The sequence below is a fragment of the Desmonostoc vinosum genome (assembly GCF_059505385.1).
The window spans coordinates 1-18018 of sequence record NZ_JCACKM010000080.1 but is presented as its reverse complement, the minus strand read 5'-3'; the positions used below and the strand labels follow the sequence as shown (position 1 = coordinate 18018).

Below are 18018 nucleotides of genomic sequence, written 5' to 3'. Positions count from 1 at the left end.
AGGTCATCAAAGACCTCTTTTTGTTGTTAGCTAATCAAACATATTTACCAAACGATAATCTCGATTATATAGCGGAACTGGAGCCTTAGTATTTCGTTTTTGTTTAGCTTCCTCCACAGTTTCATCAAATACAATTAGCGTTTCTTTACCAACCTTCAGCCAATCTTTATAAGGCACGCTCATATCTGCTTCCACACCACCAATATTTGGTGCTACCATTGCCCGATAAGCCTCATTAAATTTTCTGCGAAACCGAAAATCAATTGAAATTCTTAGACCTTCAGTTTTTCGTCTAACTGTTTGATGTAATCCACGGGCATCGTTGAAATACATCGTACCGTGTTGTAGTTGCGCTTCTGTGTAGGAAACAACCATGGGAATATCTCGCCCTTGATCAAAATCTGACATCACCCGCATAGCTTGTAATTCCATTTCACGGGGCATTTCACCTGCTTCAATGGTGATGTCATTGATATCTCCAAATAAAGGCAAAACCACCACAGTAGCATCAGCAGGCACACCCGCCCAAACATCGCTATGACATTTGGAACTAGCAAAAGGTAAACGAGTCTTCTCAACGTCAGTCTTACCATACACCATGCGGAGATTAACTGGTAAATCTACCGCGTCAATAACGTCATTTGCTCCTAGCTGATAAAAAGCCTCAGCAATACTTTTTTGTAGGAGGTTAAATTCCAGGGTGTGTTCCCGCTTTGGTGCTAAAAGTCCTGTGCCAGTGTAGTTTGGTAAAGTGTTTCTGGCTTTCAGCAACTGTTCCAGCATTTCAGCTTCTGAAAGAATGATGGGACTATTGAGACATGCACAAATATAATTTGCCGCAGCAACTTGGATGTGCTGGAATAATTCAGGCTTTAAAGTGTGTTCAAATAACAGCCTATATTGCCGTCTTGTAGCTATTTTATCAGCAAGCTCATCAAAGAGGCGATCGCCAAGCCGAGAGAATGCGATCGCATTTTCATTGTCCGACTGTTTCAGTATTGGTGAACCTGTTAATAGCCCTTCCATAATCATTCTTCCTAAAGTTCTTAATCAATCAGTTGGCCAAAAAATTTATCCAACCAGGTTTAGTTACTAAAAACTAACAGCTTTATTTTTTTTATACATCATTAAAATTACTGTTTTCTGATTGAAAAAGATATTTAAATAACTATTTTTAGTGAATCCAAAACTGAATATTTCAAGCAAGCTTAAACTTTGGAGCCAGCGAAAAATATATATTTATTTGAAACTTTATTATTCGCTTATTTCAATAAAATAATGTAAACTCACTCTGTATTTTTTACTAGTTTTATAAAGTAATCAAAAAATAAAATTTAATATTTTTTTGAAACCTCCTTATAAATACGCACTACATCTCTATAAATCTCCGAAAAAGCAAGGAAATAAAAATCAGTAATCTCATCATTATAAACACAATGAGGAGATGTTAAAACGTAAACATTCGATTCAGCAAACAGCTTTTTTGATACAAGTTTTTATAGCTAGTGTAAATATCAGATTTACAAATGTCAAAGTCAAACAATAAAACCTTAACTCAAAATTTATACAATAGCACAGCATCACAATGGATTAGATCAGAACCCAGTTCACTTTCAGACTTTACAGCCCGACCTTTTATATTAGAGCTTTGCGAACCTATAACTGGGTTGCGAGTACTTGATTTGGGTTGTGGAGAAGGTTATTGCAGTCGAGAATTACGCCGACGCGGTGCTGCACAAGTACATGGAATTGACTTATCTCAAGCCATGATTAATGCAGCACGCTCGCAAGAAGCAGAAGAAACCCTGGGTATTAGCTACGAAGTAGGATGCGCTACTGACCTCAAACAATTTGACGATGGAACAATTGATTTAGTTGTAGCAGTTTTTCTTTTTAACTATTTGACAACTACTCAAACTCAGCAATGTATGGCTGAAGTCGCACGCCTTCTCAGTCCAGGCGGACGGTTTGTGTTTAGTGTACCCCATCCATCCTTTCCTTATATACACAAGGGTGAATATCCGTTTTATTTTCAAGTTGAGGGTGCGGGTTATTTTAGCAAGCGAGATCAGCAGTTTCCTGGTCGTATTTGGAAACGAGATGGTTCTTGGCTAAACGTCCAGCTAGTTCATAAAACTCTTGAAGATTACTTTGATGCATTGAAAAATGCTGGCTTCAATACAATGCCAACCTTGCGAGAATTAAAAGTCACTCCAGAACATCTTGCAGTGGATGAATCATTCTTTAGTCCTCTAATTGATATACCACTTCATCTAGCGATACAAATATCAAAATGAAAAATCTAAAAAATCTATCTTATTTGAACAAGCACTCATTACGTGGAATTACAGAGAAGCACTCACTCTGGAAGCATGAATTTCTCACCGATTGTCGCAGAGGCAATCTGTCCTTAAAAGAAGTACAAGTATTAGCCGTTCAAATGTATAAATTTTCTAAAGAATTTAATCGCATATTAGCTGGTATTTTGTCTTGTTGCCAAGAAGAAAGTGTGCAATTAGTAATTTTAGAAAACCTATTCGATGAAATGGGACAGGGGGATGTCAGTCAGGCGCATCCAGAATTATTTCGTCGCTTCACTCGCGCATTAGGCATTGATGACAATATTTTGGCTACACTACCCACTGCGCCTGAAACTCAAGCTTTAATTGAAACCTATTTGAGAATACCTCATAAATATGGCTATCTGGCTGCTTTAGGTGCTGTTTGTTATGCTTCAGAAGGAATTGTTAGTTCACTCTACACTCAGCTTTATCAAGGAATTGTGGGTGCTGCTCCTTTACCTAAAGAGTCTTTAATCTTTTTTGAGGTTCATATTGATGTGGATGATAGTCATGCAGCTAAGTTAGCAGCAGTAATTGAGCCGCGCATTCTCAAAAAAGAGGAAGAAATCAAAGTCAAGCTGGCTATTGTTGAAGCAATGGATGCGCGTTTCCAATTCTTTAACGGAATTCAGCGTCAAATTTGTGAGTCTAGCTTCTGTGCTGATTCATTGCAACTTTTAACTGTGTAGTTACAAGTTCATAGTGCTGATCTAAATTCAGCTTGGGATTTACACCTGCGTTCTGTGTAAACAATTCAAACAAAAAACATTTTTTAGTTAAAGGATAACTATATGTATGGATTAGTAAACAAAGCAATTCAAGATATGGTTTGTGACCGTTTTGGTGAAAAAACTTGGATACAAATCAAGCAACAAGCAGAAGTAAATGTAGATGTTTTCATTCGTATGGAAGGCTATCCCGATGATATAACTCATCGCTTGGTAAAAGCTGCCAGTATTGTTTTGGGTTTATCTCCCACAGATATTATGCAAGCCTTTGGAGAATACTGGGTACAGTATACATCTGATGAAGGCTATGGGGAAATGATGGATATGAGTGGAGATACACTGCCTGAGTTTCTCGAAAACCTGGATAATCTTCATGCTCGTGTTGGAATTAGTTTTCCTCAGCTTCAACCCCCATCATTTGAATGTAGCGATATGGAGGAAAATTCTCTGAATTTACATTATCGCTCTACCAGAAATGGTTTAACTCCCATGATTGTTGGTTTAGTTAAAGGATTAGGAAAAAAGTTTGAGACAGAAGTAGATATTACCCAAACTCAGAATCGAGATCAGGGTGATGAACACGATGAATTCTTAGTGAAATATAAACCAAATTGAGCGCTGTGTCCATGATTCCTCCTCAACTAAGTCTTTCGCCAGAGTTATTTGCGAAGGCTTTTCCATTTCATTTGGTATTTAATCGGAATCTAGAAATTATACAGGCTGGCAGTGTATTAGAGCGTATCAGTTCTGAGGCACTAGTTGGAAATCATATTGAACAGTATTTCCAATTCACACGTCCTCGAATTTCGATTGATTTTGATGCTATTAAAAAGCAGTCCCGCTCCCTTTTTATCTTGGAGTTTATTCCAAATGGAATGCAAATTAAGGGTCAAATAATGTATCAACAAGAGCAGGAGGTAATATTTTTTCTTGGTTCTCCTTGGATTACTGATACTGCTAGTCTTGCTCCTCTTGGTATTAAATTGAAAGATTTTGCAATTTACGATCCAATAGCAGATTTTCTCTTTTTATTACAAGCTAAGAATACTGCTCTTGCTGATGCTGAAAAATTAACTTCAGAACTGACTCAACAACGTGCAAAACTACGGAATGCACTGCTAATCAAGGATAATCTCACTCAAATTGCTCAGGCACAGGCTCAAAAACTAGAACAATCGCTGAAAGATTTACAGCAAACTCAAGCTCAATTAGTGCAGGCTGAAAAAATGTCTAGTTTAGGACAGCTGGTTGCAGGAGTTGCTCACGAAATTAATAACCCGATTAATTTTATTTACGGTAACTTAAAGTATGTGAATGATTATACTCATGATTTACTCAAACTTGTGCATCTTTACCAAAAGTTTTGTATCAATCCCGCACCAGAAATTCAAAAACTTATCGAATTAATCGATTTGAGCTTTTTGCTCGATGATTTACCAAAAATTTTACATTCGATGGAGGTAGGAGCTGAACGAATTTCTGAAATTGTCTTGTCTCTGCGGAACTTCTCTCGTCTTGATGAAGCAGATATGAAAAAAGTGGATGTTCATCAAGGGCTAGATAGTACTTTATTAATTTTACAAAGCAGGTTAAGAGATAAAGTTAGTCATCCTGCTATTAAAGTAGTTAAAAATTATGGAAGTTTGCCTTTTTTGTATTGCTATCCTAGCCAACTGAATCAAGTTTTCATGAATGTTATTAGCAATGCGATCGATGCTATAGACAGCTATAATAGTGGGCGCTCTATCGCAGAAATTCAAGCTAATCCTGGTCAAATTACAATCACCACAGAAGTTTTAGAAACAAATTATATTGCTATCCGAATTGCTGATAATGGCTTGGGAATAACAGAGGAAGTAAAAGAGCGACTATTTGATCCGTTTTTTACAACTAAGCCTGTTGGCAAAGGTACAGGATTGGGTTTATCAATTAGTTATCAGATTGTAGTTGAAAAACACAAAGGTAAATTTCAGTGTATCTCAGAGCCTGGTAAGGGGGCAGAGTTCTTGATTGAAGTACCATTGTTAATTGATGTTCAAACAAATTGCTTGAAAACAGTAAATCTTGTGACACAAACCTGCTGAAAATTAGTTTGATACGAGGATAATTATAAGCGATCGCGTCAATCTTTTACTCAATTTAATTTTATTCAAAGCTATAATTATTAATATTTTTCGTTTTTTGTATAGGAAAATGCACTTTTGAAGCATCTCTATAAAAGCTCAAAGTTGTGCAAAATATATTATTTAAATTGTATTGGGTTTAGAGAATTTTATTTTTTTGCAGGTTTGGCTTGTTTAAAATCGCGATTTAGCAGTTGTGCTAACTCGGTTGTACTCAGTGATTGAATAAGACTTAAACTCAGGGATTTAGTAGATATTGTTTGGGTGTAAGCCGCGTTAAGGTAACGAATATATTTTGACTTGCCAGTAACGTAAGTTTGGAAGAAAGGCAAACTCAAAACATTCATGTAACGCCTTCCTTGAGAAGCATCACCAACTATTTCGGGAGGTAATGCTATTTGTGAACTTGTAGAATTACTATTACCAATGGTGGAAAAATGAGTACCACCTACAAGCATGACAAGATATTTTTGTGAATTGGCAAACCAAGAAAAAGGTAGAATTTGTTCGTATAAAGCTGGTGTTACGGTATCGCCACTACTACCAACGATCATGACTGGTATTTGAATTTGGCTTAAGCCAGCTTTGCCAAAAATAGAGCTAGTAATTGGATTAACTGCGATCGCTGCTTTAACTCTATCATCACGCAAGTTATATTCCTGAGTGTTACTATTTAATTCCAAAGCACGACATTGAAGTAGCAAAGATACGTTCCAAGTATCTTGAAGTGCTTCTAGTTGACAGTCTTTTTTTAATTGTTCAAAGTTAATTTTACCGCCTGCCAAGGCTAAGGCTGTATAGCCACCAAGGGATTGACCAAACACTCCTACTTGTTGCAGATTGAAGCGGCCTTTAAATCGAGAATTAGATTGGTTAGCTTTTTCTAGTTGGTTAAGAATGTATTTTACATCCAAAGGGCGGTCTTGAAATTCACTTGGTTTTGCTACTTCGCTGGCATGGCCATTTAATAATGCTCGCAATTGCTTCGCATCGCTACCTGGATGATTAGGAACAACTACAGCAAATCCGTGAGAAGCTAAATGAGTGGCTAAATATTGAAAATTGCTGCTGTCCAAACCCAAACCGTGAGAAATCACAATTACATGTGCATGATTCTGACCATTGGGAATATAAATATCAGTCAATAAAATTCGATTACGTGTCAAGTCAAAAAACTTTAATGTATGTTTTTGTAGCTTAAACTTTCCTTGAGTGCGTAAATCTGGCAACTGCGAGAAATCTAGTTGAGAAACGCTAGCAGCTTCTATGTTTGACTTTTGGGAAACGGCGGCGATAGCGCGGTTAGTTTCGTTGACGAGTTTTTCCAGTTCTCCAGCTATTCCTAAACTCTCGGCTAAATCGAGATGAATGCTACTCGTAGGATACTTACGTAATAAGTTTAATATTGTCAAGCCTCCTGGTTCAGCAGCGGCTAAAATTAGCGCTGAACGCAAAGCATAAAATCCTGGTTGTGGTTGACGAGATTTAGTTTTAATCACTTGTGTCAACCGACGCAGCAAAAACTCTCCTTGTGGTGTGTAGAGAAATTGCGAAACCACTACCGGACTAACTTTGATTTGCAGGTGTAAAATCCGTCGTAATTCTTGCAACTGTTGTTGTGAAAGATACTGCTGATACGTTGCTAAATCGTCATCTATGACACCGCTGGTGGCATACTTTTCTAAAGCTGCAACTGAAATAGAAAGCTCTAAAGCCGAATAAGATGCATAAATTCGTTCTGCTGCAATGATACAATTGTTACCATTTAATGTTGGCAGCAACATCGAAAGAACCAGCAAGAGCGAATTTTTTCTCAGGACGCTGGCCCAATTACCAAAAAAACTATTCATCGCTTAACTGTTTTGATGATGTTTCACATCGCTCAACTATTTTGGTGATGTTATTGCACGAGTGTTAACTTTGGTAGTTCTTTGGACACCCTTTTTGGATTATTTAATATTTTTTGCCCTAGTTATATGGATTTTTATTAAGGTTTCTCCTTAATAAAAATATCCAAAGTTAGATGCTATGCAGTTACATAGTTAAGTAAATTTTCTACCTAGATAGTGATTTAATTTACTAGTTATTGCTTGCTGACTAGAAAATGATAACAAATAAAAAATTATTAAACCTCAGTATTTTTAATGTAACTTTGAATATGCCAACAATTACTCTAATTAAACAAGCTGTAAATACTGAACAAAGAGTTACATTAATCAGCTTTTCCCAAAGCGATCGCTACAGAACCTACTACTACTAAAATTGCTCCCAATATTCCTAACAATGTGAAGTGTTCTGAGTTAATTAAAGAGGGTGTAATTGCTGATACCAGCACAACTGATATTAAAGTCACAATTGGAGCTAAAGCTAATACTGCACTTACCCTTGATGCTTCCCAATGTTCTAATGATTCTGCAAAAGCACCGTAAGCAATTAGAGTATTCAAAGCACAAAAAAGTAGTACTCCTAAATGTAAAGTATCCAGTGTAAAAATTGTTTTTACTCTAGCTAGAGGAGTGAATAATAAAGTACATCCTCCGTAAATAATTAGCATAATATTGGCAGAAGAAAAAGATTGTAACAACTGCTTTTGGCACAGAGCATAAATAGCCCAAGTTGCTGCGCCCAAAGCAATTAAAGCACTACCAAGAATATAAGTACCATGGGCTGTAATTAAATTGGCGAGTTGCTCGCGAAAAAATAAAATGTAACCGCAAGTAAGTACACCTATACCAATCCACTGAAATAGCCGATAGCGTTCTTTGAAAATAAATAACCCTCCTAAACTTAGCAATAGAGTAGATAATTGGATACTAACCTCAGCATTAGCAGGTGATGTCAGCGCTAGACCTTGCATAAACAGGAAATAATTACTAGCCAAAGATATCGTAGCGATCGCTAACAATTTCCCAGAATCAGAACTAAGTTGTTGTCGGGTTGGTAATTTACCCTGTATTCCGAGATAAACAGCTAACAAAGCAAACGATACTAAGAAGCGAAACCAAATAATGGTATAGACATCAAGCGCTTGCAGCACTACTGTTAGGGCAATAGGTAAAATTCCCCATAACAAGACAGTTAATAGTGATAATGCTAGTCCTAATCGCCAACGACCAGAACTTTTATGTAATGACATATGGGGAATGGGGGATGGGGAATAGAGAATGTGAAGCCGCCAGAGGTTAAACTGACGGCTTCTGCATTATCTCTTACGCAAAGCACTTGATTTGTGGTAGCTAAAAATCGCTGACTAAATACGCGATCGCACAAATTTCTCCAATCTATCCATTCCTTTTTCGATGGTTGCCATGTCTGTGGCGTAGGAGAGGCGAATATTGTGATCGGCACCAAAAGCAATTCCTGGAATCACTGCTACTTGCTGTTCTTCTAGTAATGCATCACAAAATTGCAGGGATTTCAAACCTGTTTTGCTGATGTCGGGGAACAGATAAAAAGCACCGTCTGGTTTAGGACAACTCAATCCGGGAATGGCGTTGAGTCTATCTAGCATTACCTGTCGCCGTTTGGCGAAGGCTTGACGCATTTCTTCCACACAGTCTTGGGAACTTTGTAGCGCAGCGATCGCGCCATATTGGGCAAAGGTACACACGTTGGATGTACTATGTCCTTGGATGGTACTCGCGGCTTTAATGATTTCCACTGGCCCTGCTAAATAGCCAATACGCCATCCTGTCATCGAGTAAGCTTTGGCGAACCCGTTGCTAATGAGAGTCCGGTCAAAAATTTCCTTACCCAAGGAACCGATGCTGATATGTTCTGCACCGTCGTAGAGAATTTTTTCGTAAATCTCATCAGAGACAACAAAGATATCTGCATCAACTATTACTTTTGCCAGTGCTTTGATTTCATCTGGCGTGTAAACCATCCCTGTAGGATTAGATGGGGAGTTGAGGATAAATAGTTTGGTTTTGGGTGTAATGGCTTTACGGAGTTGCTCAGGAGTAATTTTATAACCTGTTGAAGCATCTGCGGGTACAATTACAGATACCCCACCAACCAATGTCACCATTTCGGGATAACTTAACCAATAGGGTGCGGGGATAATTACTTCATCACCCGGATCAATTAGTGCCACGACTAAGTTATACAGAGAATGCTTACCACCATTAGTGACGATGACATTCTCTGCTTTATAATCTAGACCGTTATCAATTTTGAGCTTGTGGGCGATCGCTTCCCTTAACTTTGGTTCTCCAGCTGCTGCACCATACTTGGTTTTGCCTTCATCCAAAGCTTTTACTGCTGCGGCTTTAATGTGCGCTGGCGTATCAAAATCTGGTTCTCCAGCGCTAAAACTGCAAACATCTATTCCTTCTACCTTCAATGCCTTAGCTTTAGCTGCGATCGCTAGGGTCAAAGAAGGAGTCACCTGACTTACTCTTGCTGCCAGTTTCATTCTTATCTTTATTCGGCAAATCTCTAACCTATTTAAGGATATCCTACAATCTTCATCGAGATTTAGCTTTTCTAAATTCTGGTGGGGAATGAGGATTGGGGACTAGGGACTGGGGACTGGGGATTGGGGACTGGGGATTGGGGATTGGGGACTGGGGACTGGGGACTGGGGATTGGGTAATTATCTTTCTTCCTCACTCCCTCATCTTCCTCATCTCCCTCACCCTTAAGCTATAGTCACATCCGGTGATAAGTAAACCTCTTGGATGGCGTGAAACAGCTTCACTCCTTCCTCAAATGGACGTTGAAACGTCTTTCGTCCAGAGATTAATCCTGTACCGCCAGCGCGTTTGTTAATCACAGCAGTGCGAACTGCTTCGGCAAAGTCATTTTTGCCAGTTGCCCCACCAGAATTAATTAGTCCCGCACGTCCACAGTAGCAATTTAGTACTTGGTAGCGAGTCAAATCAATGGGGTGATCAGTTGTCAATTCTGTGTAAACTCGCTCATCGGTTTTGCCGTAACTCTTACCTGCGGCTTTGGCGACTGCACCGTAACCATTGTTACATTCAGGTAATTTTTGCTTAATGATATCAGCTTCAATTGTCACGCCCAAATGATTTGCTTGTCCGGTTAAATCAGCAGCTACATGATAATCTTTATCTTGTTTAAAAGCATTATTACGTAGATAGCACCAAAGAATTGTTACCAAACCTAATTCATGGGCACGTTTGAAAGCTTTGCTGACTTCTTGAATTTGCCTAGTAGAATTTTCTGAACCAAAGTAAATTGTTGCACCTACCGCTACTGCTCCTAAATTCCAAGCTTGTTCGACATCAGCAAACATAACTTGATCAAATTGGTTGGGATAAGTTAGTAGTTCGTTGTGGTTGATTTTGACAATAAAAGGGATTTTGTGAGCATACTTACGTGAGACGCTACCCAAAACCCCTAAAGTTGTCGCTACAGCATTACAACCTGCGGCTATTGACAATTTGACGATGTTTTCTGGATCAAAGTAAATCGGATTGGGTGCAAAAGATGCACCTGCTGAGTGTTCAATTCCTTGATCAACTGGGAGAATAGACAGATAACCAGTATTTGCCAGACGACCTGTAGAATAAAGTTGTTGAAGATTACGTAATACTTGTGGATTGCGATCGCTATTCAGCCAAACTCGATCTACAAAATCTGGCCCTGGCAAATTTAGTAAATCTTGAGAAACTTTTGCCTTATAGGTGAGCAAATCTTCTGCTTCTTTACCTAGCGATGACTCGATAAAATTAGGTGCAGATAGCGTTGTAGTCATAAGCGTTTTCCTCAAACTTGAGAAAATGACCTTGCTTTTAACATAGCATTTTTAATATTGGCGACTTGGTTAAATAATTCGTAATTCGTAATTTGTAATGACGCGACGCTCCTGCGTCGCTAACGCTGACGCTCGTACCTCGCTACCGCTTCGCTAACGCTATCGAGGACTCGCTCTAAGCGAATCTATGCCGCAGGCTTTACGCTGCGCTAACGTAATTAAGTTTTGTACCAACACAAAACTTGCCGGTTATGGAATCGGGGGATTTAAACCCACGGAACTGGTTAACAGCAGATTAACTAAGACTATTAACATTTACAGCAGAAATAACTGAAAAAATATGTCTATAAGAGGATTGACACTACATTTGTTTATCAAAAGTATCCTCCGATTGTAGCAAACTGGTTATAATTATCTTCCATCCGTCTTAGAAATCAAACTCAAATCTGCATGGTGTTAATATGGGACGCGCTCGGTCTAAATCTGACTTACCTACAAAAATTTGTCCGGTATGTCAACGTCCTTTTACATGGCGCAAGAAATGGCAAGATTGCTGGGACGAAGTAAAATACTGCTCAGAACGTTGTCGTCGTCGCCGTTCTGAGGCTCAAGATGAAACTAAACGCGACTGAAATACAAATATTACAAGGGGTAAATGGAGCTACAGGTGCAACCTAAATTAATTATTCATGGGGGAGCTGGTAGTTCTCTCCACGGTAAAGGAGGATTAGAGGCGGTGCGCCGATCGCTTCATACAGTAGTAGAAGAAGTCTATTCTCTGTTACTGTCGGGAACAACTGCCTCCGAGGCAGTAGTACAAGGATGCTACATGTTAGAAAATGATCCCCGCTTTAATGCTGGTACTGGTTCAGTATTACAATCTGATGGTCAAATCCGCATGAGTGCCTCTTTAATGGATGGCGCATTAGGGCGTTTTAGTGGTGTGATTAATGTCTCACGGGTGAAAAATCCGATTGAATTGGCGCAATTTCTTCAAACTTCACCAGATCGGGTACTGTCGGATTACGGTTCAGCTGAATTGGCGCGAGAATTGCAACTTCCCACTTATAATGCTCTGACTGAATTGCGCTTACAAGAGTGGATACAAGAGCGTCATGATAATTTTAAAAGTACGATGGCTAGCGTCGTTGCAGAACCAGAACTAGCTGAAACTAGCAATGCCCGCCGGGGTACAATTGGAGTAGTAGCTTTAGATACAAACGGTAAACTGGCTGCTGCAACCTCCACAGGTGGTAAAGGCTTTGAACGTATTGGCAGAGTAAGTGATTCTGCGATGCCTGCGGGTAATTATGCTACAGAATATGCTGCTGTTAGTTGTACAGGGATTGGTGAAGATATCATCGATGAGTGTTTAGCAGCAAGAATTGTAGTGCGTGTGACTGATGGTATGTTTCTCAAGGATGCCATGCAGCGCTCATTTACAGAAGCACATCACAACAAAAGGGATTTAGGAGCGATCGCACTAGACGCCAATGGCGCGATCGCTTGGGGTAAAACTAGCGAAATCTTACTTGCAGCCTACCATGACGGCGAACAGATTGGTGATACTTTAGAGTGGACTGGCAACGACGAACTCACAAGTTATTGCTAAATCATGTAAAAGGGACTAAGAGCTAGTATTAATTTAGACTTTTCAAATAACCTCTTACTCCCTACCCACGCAAATAATTTCATTAATCTGTTCCCTGTTCCCTTCCATTATGATAGCGATCGCCGATCAAAACTACTTTACCCCTGAAGAGTACCTCAAACTAGAGGAACAAAGTTCTACCAAACACGAATATATTGACGGCTACATCTACGCCATGGCTGGAGCGCTTGACCCCCATGTCACTGTTGCCGGAAACTTGTTTGCGCTCCTCCGTAGTCATGTGCGGGGTTCTGGTTGCCGTGTTTATATCGCTGATATGAAAGCACGTATTGAAGCTCTTAATCGCTTTTATTATCCCGATGTGATGGTTACTTGCGATCAACGAGACAAAGAAACGCCAGCTTATAAAAGGTTCCCCTGTTTAATTGTTGAAGTTTTATCTGATTCTACTGAAGCCTTTGACCGGGGCGACAAATTCGCAGATTATCAAGTGCTGGAAAGTTTACAAGAATATGTATTAATTAATACAAAACGCCAACGAGTCGAATGTTTTCGTCGCAATGATGAAGGACTGTGGGTTTTGCAATCCTACATAGCAGAAAATAAATCATTTCGACTTAACAGTGTAAATTTTGAGGAAACAATCGCATCACTTTACGAAGACGTAGTTTTTGAATCATAAATTATCTATTTAGTTTGTTGGGAATGCCTTCACAACCACCGGGAATAGTACCTCTGGTTGCTTCACCACCCCAGGCGCAACAATAGTGACGTATTGACTCAGACATCCGTTTTGCATTGGTGAAATCAGCGTTTTCTACGACTGCACCAGTGTGTTCGCCAGTTTTGTAGTTTGGGGGTTCGGTGCGACTGCGGGGTGATGCTTGCTCATGGGAACCATAAAACAGACGAGTTGTATTTAAGTCTGCACCACTGAGATTGCCATCATATAAAATTGTGCGGGAAAGGTTGGCTTTGACTAAATCACAATCACTGAGATTGGCACGGACAAGATTAGCTTCGCTCAGATCAGTCCAACGCAAGTCTGTACCAGAAAGATCGGCTGCGGCTAACATGACGCCTAAGTCGATGACACGCACACCTTCTAAGCGGTCTTCGGCGTAACCACCAACACCATTGAGAATGGCTCGACCTAAACGACGATCGCGTTTTAGGGGTGTCAGCAATTTAGAACGAGACAGAAAACGGAGAATCTTGGCTTTACCACTGCCATCGACACTACTCAAAATTGCTGCTGTGCGTCCTTCGGCGATCGCTCTTTCTTGGGGCCAATCTTCTAATAATCCTTCTTCATCTAATACTAAGTCGGAAACGCCTTGAAAATAAGAATCGATCGTTTGCTGTTGAGTAATGATGTTTTGCTGAACTGTGAGCAGGTTTTGTTGAATTGTCAGGTCTTTGGATATCACGTATTGTCGCCAGGCTACATAAACGGCAATAATAGCAATCAAAATTTGTCCCAAAGCACCAAACCATTCTGCTAGTGTACCAGAGGCTTCCCAGTTAATTTTACGTCCCCAAGCAAGTAGGCGATCGCCCACTCCGGTAAACCTGACTAAGCCGAAAATTGCTACTAGTAGCCCCAAAAAAGCCACAAACAGCGTGCGGTCTTGGGGTGAAAACCACTCACTAAGTAAAAATTGCAACCAAGGCAATAGCATCGCTACAGACAACAACAAAGTTGCTACGGTTCCGAGAAGACCTATGATCGAGTTATTTGTAGCAAATCCAATGATAGTGATGGCGATCGCCATCAGCATCAGCAATAATGCCCTTGGTTTAACCGTGAATCGATCACTAGTGTATTGCCTAAAAAGCGAACGAGCTTGTTTGAGAGTAGTTGTATTTTGCGGAGATTGCAAAGACGTAATAGCAGCGAGTGCTTGTTGTGTAGCTAGTCCTTCGGGGGTTAGATTATTTTCACATCCGCTTCCTTCAAAGTCATCTGGTTGCAGGTCGTCGTATTCTGGCACAGGTTCTGAGGTTGGTAGATTCGAGTAGTTAGATTCAATCGTCATGCTTTCTATTTTGCCCCAGTAGGTTCAATTCCACAAAATTAGCTCATGAGGGAAAGAAAAAAGATTTTTATTTCCTTGTTGTGAGCTATTTGTTTGCGCGTGCTTGTCTTAAAAATTGGGACACTTCGCTCTAATTCCCAGAGTTTGAGTAACTGGTGTGCGATGTCTAATTATTTAGATGCATAAAACTAATTCGCAATTAAATCAAACCACTCATAAAGGGTGTGTTTTTTATCTACCTTCAGATACAAGGACTGTTTCTGCTGTGTGTAATATTCAGCTAAAAACCTACTAATGTGCTTATTTGTGTCGTATTATGCTAATATTAAATTTACTTGATAGTAGTTATAAGATTTTCTGTATCCTAAAAATACAAAACATAATTGATAAAAAGTAGTGTACTTTGATACTATTTGTAAATCTGAACAAAATTCAGCATTATCTTACGAGTTCTGTAGGTGCAGCATGGTCTATGGGCGCTGTTTAGTTGCCTCTAGTTTAATTATTTTCTTGACATTTGGGTGTAGCGATAGCTCAACTTCATCAACAGAAAACACTAAACAAGTTGTACAAGAAAATAATGTAGCTCAGCTGCTGATAGAAGCAAAAGCTAGTCAAAAGGCGGAAGATTTTTTTAACCAAGGTAATAATTTTTTAGATGCACAACGCTACAAAGAAGCGATCGCATCCTACGAGCAAGCTCTAGCAATCAAATCTGAAAGTTCTGAAACCTGGATTAACCGTGGTAATGCTTTAGCATCTTTACACCGCTACAAAGAGGCGATCACATCTTACGACCAAGCAATTACCATCAACACGAAAAAGGATGAAGCTTGGTACAACCGTGGTAATGCTTTAACATCCTTACAGCGCTACAAAGAGGCGATCGCATCTTACAATAAAGCAATCGCCATCAAACCAGATAAATATGAAGCTTTAATTAATCGAGGTATCGCCCTAACTAAGTTGCAACGCTACAAAGAAGCGATTGTATCTTACGATAAAGCGATCGCTATCAAGCCGGATAAGCATGAAGCATATTACAACAAAGCTTGTTCTTATGCTTTACAAAACAATTTAGAATTAGCAATTGAAAATTTAGATAAAGCAATTCAGCTTGCTCCTGATAAGTATAAAAAACTAGCGAAAACTGATCAAGATTTTAATAAAGTGCGTAATAATCAGCAATTTCAAAAATTGCTGCAATAGGTTGCTGTGTTTTGCTCTGAGGTGAGATGAAAAACACAAGTTAGTAGGGTGCGTCATAACGAATAATTTCTCTGTAAGTTAAGGGTTTCTGGAATTGATACACCCTACATAACTCCCGACTCCCGACTCCCCACTCCCTTTGGATATTTTTTTATCTGGAATTTCCTTATTTATCGTTGGCGATCGCTCAATGATTTCTTAAATATGAAAAAATTATTGATTACTGGAGCTAGTGGTTTTCTAGGATGGAATCTTTGCCATCTAGCAAAGCCAGATTGGGAAGTTTATAGTACTTATTTCGTGCATCATTTAGACATACCAGGTATCAAAACTTGGAAAGTAGATTTAACAAATTTTCAGGAATTGAAGCGTTTATTTAATGATATTAATCCAGCGGCAGTTATTCATACTGCTGCACAATCACAACCAAATTTTTGTCAAACTCATCCAGAAGAATCATATACAATTAACGTGACAGCATCCTGCAATATTGCTGGGCTTTGTGCAGATAAATCTATCCGTTGTGTTTTTACATCCACAGACTTAGTTTTTGATGGCTTAAATGCTCCTTATCGGGAGACAGATCCCGTATGCCCTGTCAATATTTATGGTGAGCAAAAAGTTTTAGCTGAAACAGGTATGCTAGAGCGATATCCTCTGACCGCAGTCTGCCGGATGCCGTTAATGTTCGGCATGGCAACACCCACAGCTAAAAGTTTTATACAGCCATTTATCCAAACCTTACAAGAAGGAAAAGAACTAAAATTATTTATAGATGAATTTCGTACCCCAGTTAGCGGTAACACTGCTGCTAAAGGTTTGTTGTTAGCATTGACTAAAATCAATGGACTAATTCATTTAGGAGGAAAAGAGCGAATTTCTCGCTACGATTTTGGACGGTTATTAACAGAGGTATTTCAACTACCTCTTACTGGGTTAAAAAGTTGCCGACAACAAGATGTGAAAATGGCAGCGCCTAGACCAGGGGATGTTTCTTTAGACAGTTCTCAAGCCTTTGATTTAGGTTATCAGCCTTTATCCTTGCGAGAACAATTACAGGAATTAGCTTAAAATTCTCAGTCCCCACCAAGTTCAACTGGCGTTTTTAAAGCAATTTAAGACTTAAGATGCAACTAGCTCCCTTATATCCGATTTTTTATCGCATTCTGCAACCGACTTTTCCCAACTGTTTGTGGGGTGGCGATCGCAACTCCAAAGTGATTGCTCTGACGTTTGATGACGGGCCTCATCCCCAGTACACACCCCAAGTGTTGGCAGTTTTAGACCGCTACAACATTAAAGCTAGTTTTTTTTGGTTGGGCGCTTGCGTTAACCGTTCACCAGCGATCGCGAAAGCTGTTAGCGATCGGGGACACTGGATCGGATTGCATGGCTACGATCATCGTTCTTTTGCCACATTATCCCCCACAAATCTTAAAGACAGCTTAGAAAAAACCCAAGTTGCCATCTACAACGCTTGTGATTTACAGCCTGAACAAGTACGGGATGTGCGTCCCCCCAACGGTTTATTTACACCTACGACTTTAAAATTATTTCTTCAGTGGAAGTATCGCCCTGTAATGTGGAGCATCGTACCAGAAGATTGGGTGCGACCGGGTGTTACCACCGTAGCGCAACGAGTGATTAGTCAAGTTCAAAACGGTTCGTTGATTGTCTTGCATGATGGCGCTTGTGGTGGACAAGATGCCGCTGCGACAATTCAAGTCCTCATTCCTCAACTACTACAACAAGGCTATGAATTTGTCACTGTTGATACTCTATGGCGGCAATTAGAGTTATGCGATCGCAAGCAAGTTCCCAGATAATCATTAATATCCCTTCTTGGCGTTGCATAATTGCGGGATGATTTGAGAGTTTGCATCAATACATAATCACCACGTCTCCGTGTCTCCCTCTGGGTGACGCTCGCAAGCTCGCTAACGCTGCGCTAACGCAGTTGCCTGCGGAGGGAAACCCTCCTTTACTCACTGGACTCACCGCGTCAACCTCAATCATCCCATTATACCAATTCGTAGTTCGTAATTAAGAAACTCTTATTTAGTATGGGTTTCGGAGTTTGAATGTGTAGCCGAATTTTAGAGAATTGGTATTATTCAGCAACGCCCCCTTCTTTAACTGTGAATGCGATCGCCCCTCTAAAGACCTTGTAGCACATACCTATATATTAATTACGCACTTCGTAGCGTAAAGCCTGCGGCATAGCTTCGCTTAGAGCGAGT

At 39.8% G+C, this 18018-nt stretch carries 16 protein-coding genes; 10 read left to right on the top strand and 6 right to left on the bottom strand.

All coding sequences use genetic code 11. From position 1 onward, the window contains the following. Window positions 1-30: 30 nt before the first annotated feature. On the bottom strand, window positions 31-1026 hold the full coding sequence (locus AC5JMF_RS13820) for a hypothetical protein (RefSeq protein WP_495796300.1): 996 nt from the start codon (window positions 1024-1026) through the stop codon (window positions 31-33). A gap of 500 nt (window positions 1027-1526) precedes the next feature. Here AC5JMF_RS13820 and AC5JMF_RS13815 point away from each other — a divergent pair, with 500 nt between their 5' ends. The 4 genes from AC5JMF_RS13815 to AC5JMF_RS13800 all read left to right on the top strand — a co-directional run bounded on the left by AC5JMF_RS13815 (window position 1527) and on the right by AC5JMF_RS13800 (window position 5154). Next, a complete protein-coding gene (locus AC5JMF_RS13815; protein WP_495796299.1) occupies window positions 1527-2297 on the top strand; it encodes a class I SAM-dependent methyltransferase in 771 nt (256 codons plus the stop codon). After that, window positions 2294-3031: an iron-containing redox enzyme family protein gene (locus AC5JMF_RS13810; RefSeq protein WP_495796298.1), complete on the top strand. Its 738-nt coding sequence runs from the start codon at window positions 2294-2296 to the stop codon at window positions 3029-3031. Before AC5JMF_RS13815 ends, AC5JMF_RS13810 begins: the two co-directional genes overlap by 4 nt. A gap of 102 nt (window positions 3032-3133) precedes the next feature. Next, window positions 3134-3685 (top strand): heme NO-binding domain-containing protein, encoded by a 552-nt coding sequence (locus AC5JMF_RS13805; protein WP_495796297.1) that lies wholly within the window; start codon window positions 3134-3136, stop codon window positions 3683-3685. Window positions 3686-3696: 11 nt separating this feature from the next. After that, entirely contained in the window at window positions 3697-5154 is a 1458-nt protein-coding gene (locus tag AC5JMF_RS13800; protein ID WP_495796296.1) for a sensor histidine kinase, read from the top strand. A gap of 188 nt (window positions 5155-5342) precedes the next feature. Here AC5JMF_RS13800 and AC5JMF_RS13795 read toward each other — a convergent pair whose 3' ends face one another. The 4 genes from AC5JMF_RS13795 to AC5JMF_RS13780 all read right to left on the bottom strand — a co-directional run bounded on the left by AC5JMF_RS13795 (window position 5343) and on the right by AC5JMF_RS13780 (window position 10918). After that, window positions 5343-7043: an alpha/beta hydrolase gene (locus AC5JMF_RS13795; protein ID WP_495796295.1), complete on the bottom strand. Its 1701-nt coding sequence runs from the start codon at window positions 7041-7043 to the stop codon at window positions 5343-5345. Window positions 7044-7405: 362 nt separating this feature from the next. Then, a complete protein-coding gene (locus tag AC5JMF_RS13790; protein WP_495796294.1) occupies window positions 7406-8329 on the bottom strand; it encodes a DMT family transporter in 924 nt (307 codons plus the stop codon). Between the two features lie 114 nt (window positions 8330-8443). After that, window positions 8444-9610, bottom strand: coding sequence for a pyridoxal phosphate-dependent aminotransferase (locus AC5JMF_RS13785; protein ID WP_495796293.1), 1167 nt, complete (start codon window positions 9608-9610; stop codon window positions 8444-8446). 225 nt (window positions 9611-9835) lie between these two features. Further along, on the bottom strand, window positions 9836-10918 hold the full coding sequence (locus AC5JMF_RS13780) for a class I fructose-bisphosphate aldolase (RefSeq protein WP_495796292.1): 1083 nt from the start codon (window positions 10916-10918) through the stop codon (window positions 9836-9838). Between the two features lie 461 nt (window positions 10919-11379). Between AC5JMF_RS13780 and AC5JMF_RS13775 the strand changes: the two genes are divergently transcribed. The 3 genes from AC5JMF_RS13775 (at window position 11380) to AC5JMF_RS13765 (ending at window position 13212) form a co-directional block, all read left to right on the top strand. Beyond that, on the top strand, window positions 11380-11550 hold the full coding sequence (locus AC5JMF_RS13775) for a DUF2256 domain-containing protein (RefSeq protein ID WP_495796291.1): 171 nt from the start codon (window positions 11380-11382) through the stop codon (window positions 11548-11550). Window positions 11551-11573: 23 nt separating this feature from the next. Then, on the top strand, window positions 11574-12530 hold the full coding sequence (locus AC5JMF_RS13770) for an isoaspartyl peptidase/L-asparaginase (RefSeq protein ID WP_495796290.1): 957 nt from the start codon (window positions 11574-11576) through the stop codon (window positions 12528-12530). A gap of 109 nt (window positions 12531-12639) precedes the next feature. Beyond that, entirely contained in the window at window positions 12640-13212 is a 573-nt protein-coding gene (locus AC5JMF_RS13765; RefSeq protein WP_495796289.1) for a Uma2 family endonuclease, read from the top strand. 1 nt (window position 13213) lies between these two features. On the opposite strand, the gene AC5JMF_RS13760 is transcribed toward AC5JMF_RS13765, so the two are convergent. Then, complete coding sequence (locus AC5JMF_RS13760; RefSeq protein WP_495796288.1) at window positions 13214-14569, bottom strand: pentapeptide repeat-containing protein; 1356 nt, start codon at window positions 14567-14569, stop codon at window positions 13214-13216. 465 nt (window positions 14570-15034) lie between these two features. On the opposite strand from AC5JMF_RS13760, the gene AC5JMF_RS13755 reads away from it, so the two are divergent. The 3 genes from AC5JMF_RS13755 (at window position 15035) to AC5JMF_RS13745 (ending at window position 17604) form a co-directional block, all read left to right on the top strand. Then, the gene (locus AC5JMF_RS13755; RefSeq protein ID WP_495796287.1) at window positions 15035-15778 is read left to right on the top strand and encodes a tetratricopeptide repeat protein; all 744 of its coding nucleotides are present in this window, start codon (window positions 15035-15037) and stop codon (window positions 15776-15778) included. 204 nt (window positions 15779-15982) lie between these two features. After that, entirely contained in the window at window positions 15983-16849 is an 867-nt protein-coding gene (locus tag AC5JMF_RS13750) for an SDR family oxidoreductase (RefSeq protein ID WP_495796286.1), read from the top strand. A gap of 56 nt (window positions 16850-16905) precedes the next feature. Beyond that, window positions 16906-17604 carry a polysaccharide deacetylase family protein gene (locus AC5JMF_RS13745; RefSeq protein ID WP_495796285.1) on the top strand — a complete coding sequence of 233 codons (699 nt, stop codon included), beginning with the start codon at window positions 16906-16908 and terminating at the stop codon, window positions 17602-17604. Window positions 17605-18018 lie beyond the last annotated feature (414 nt).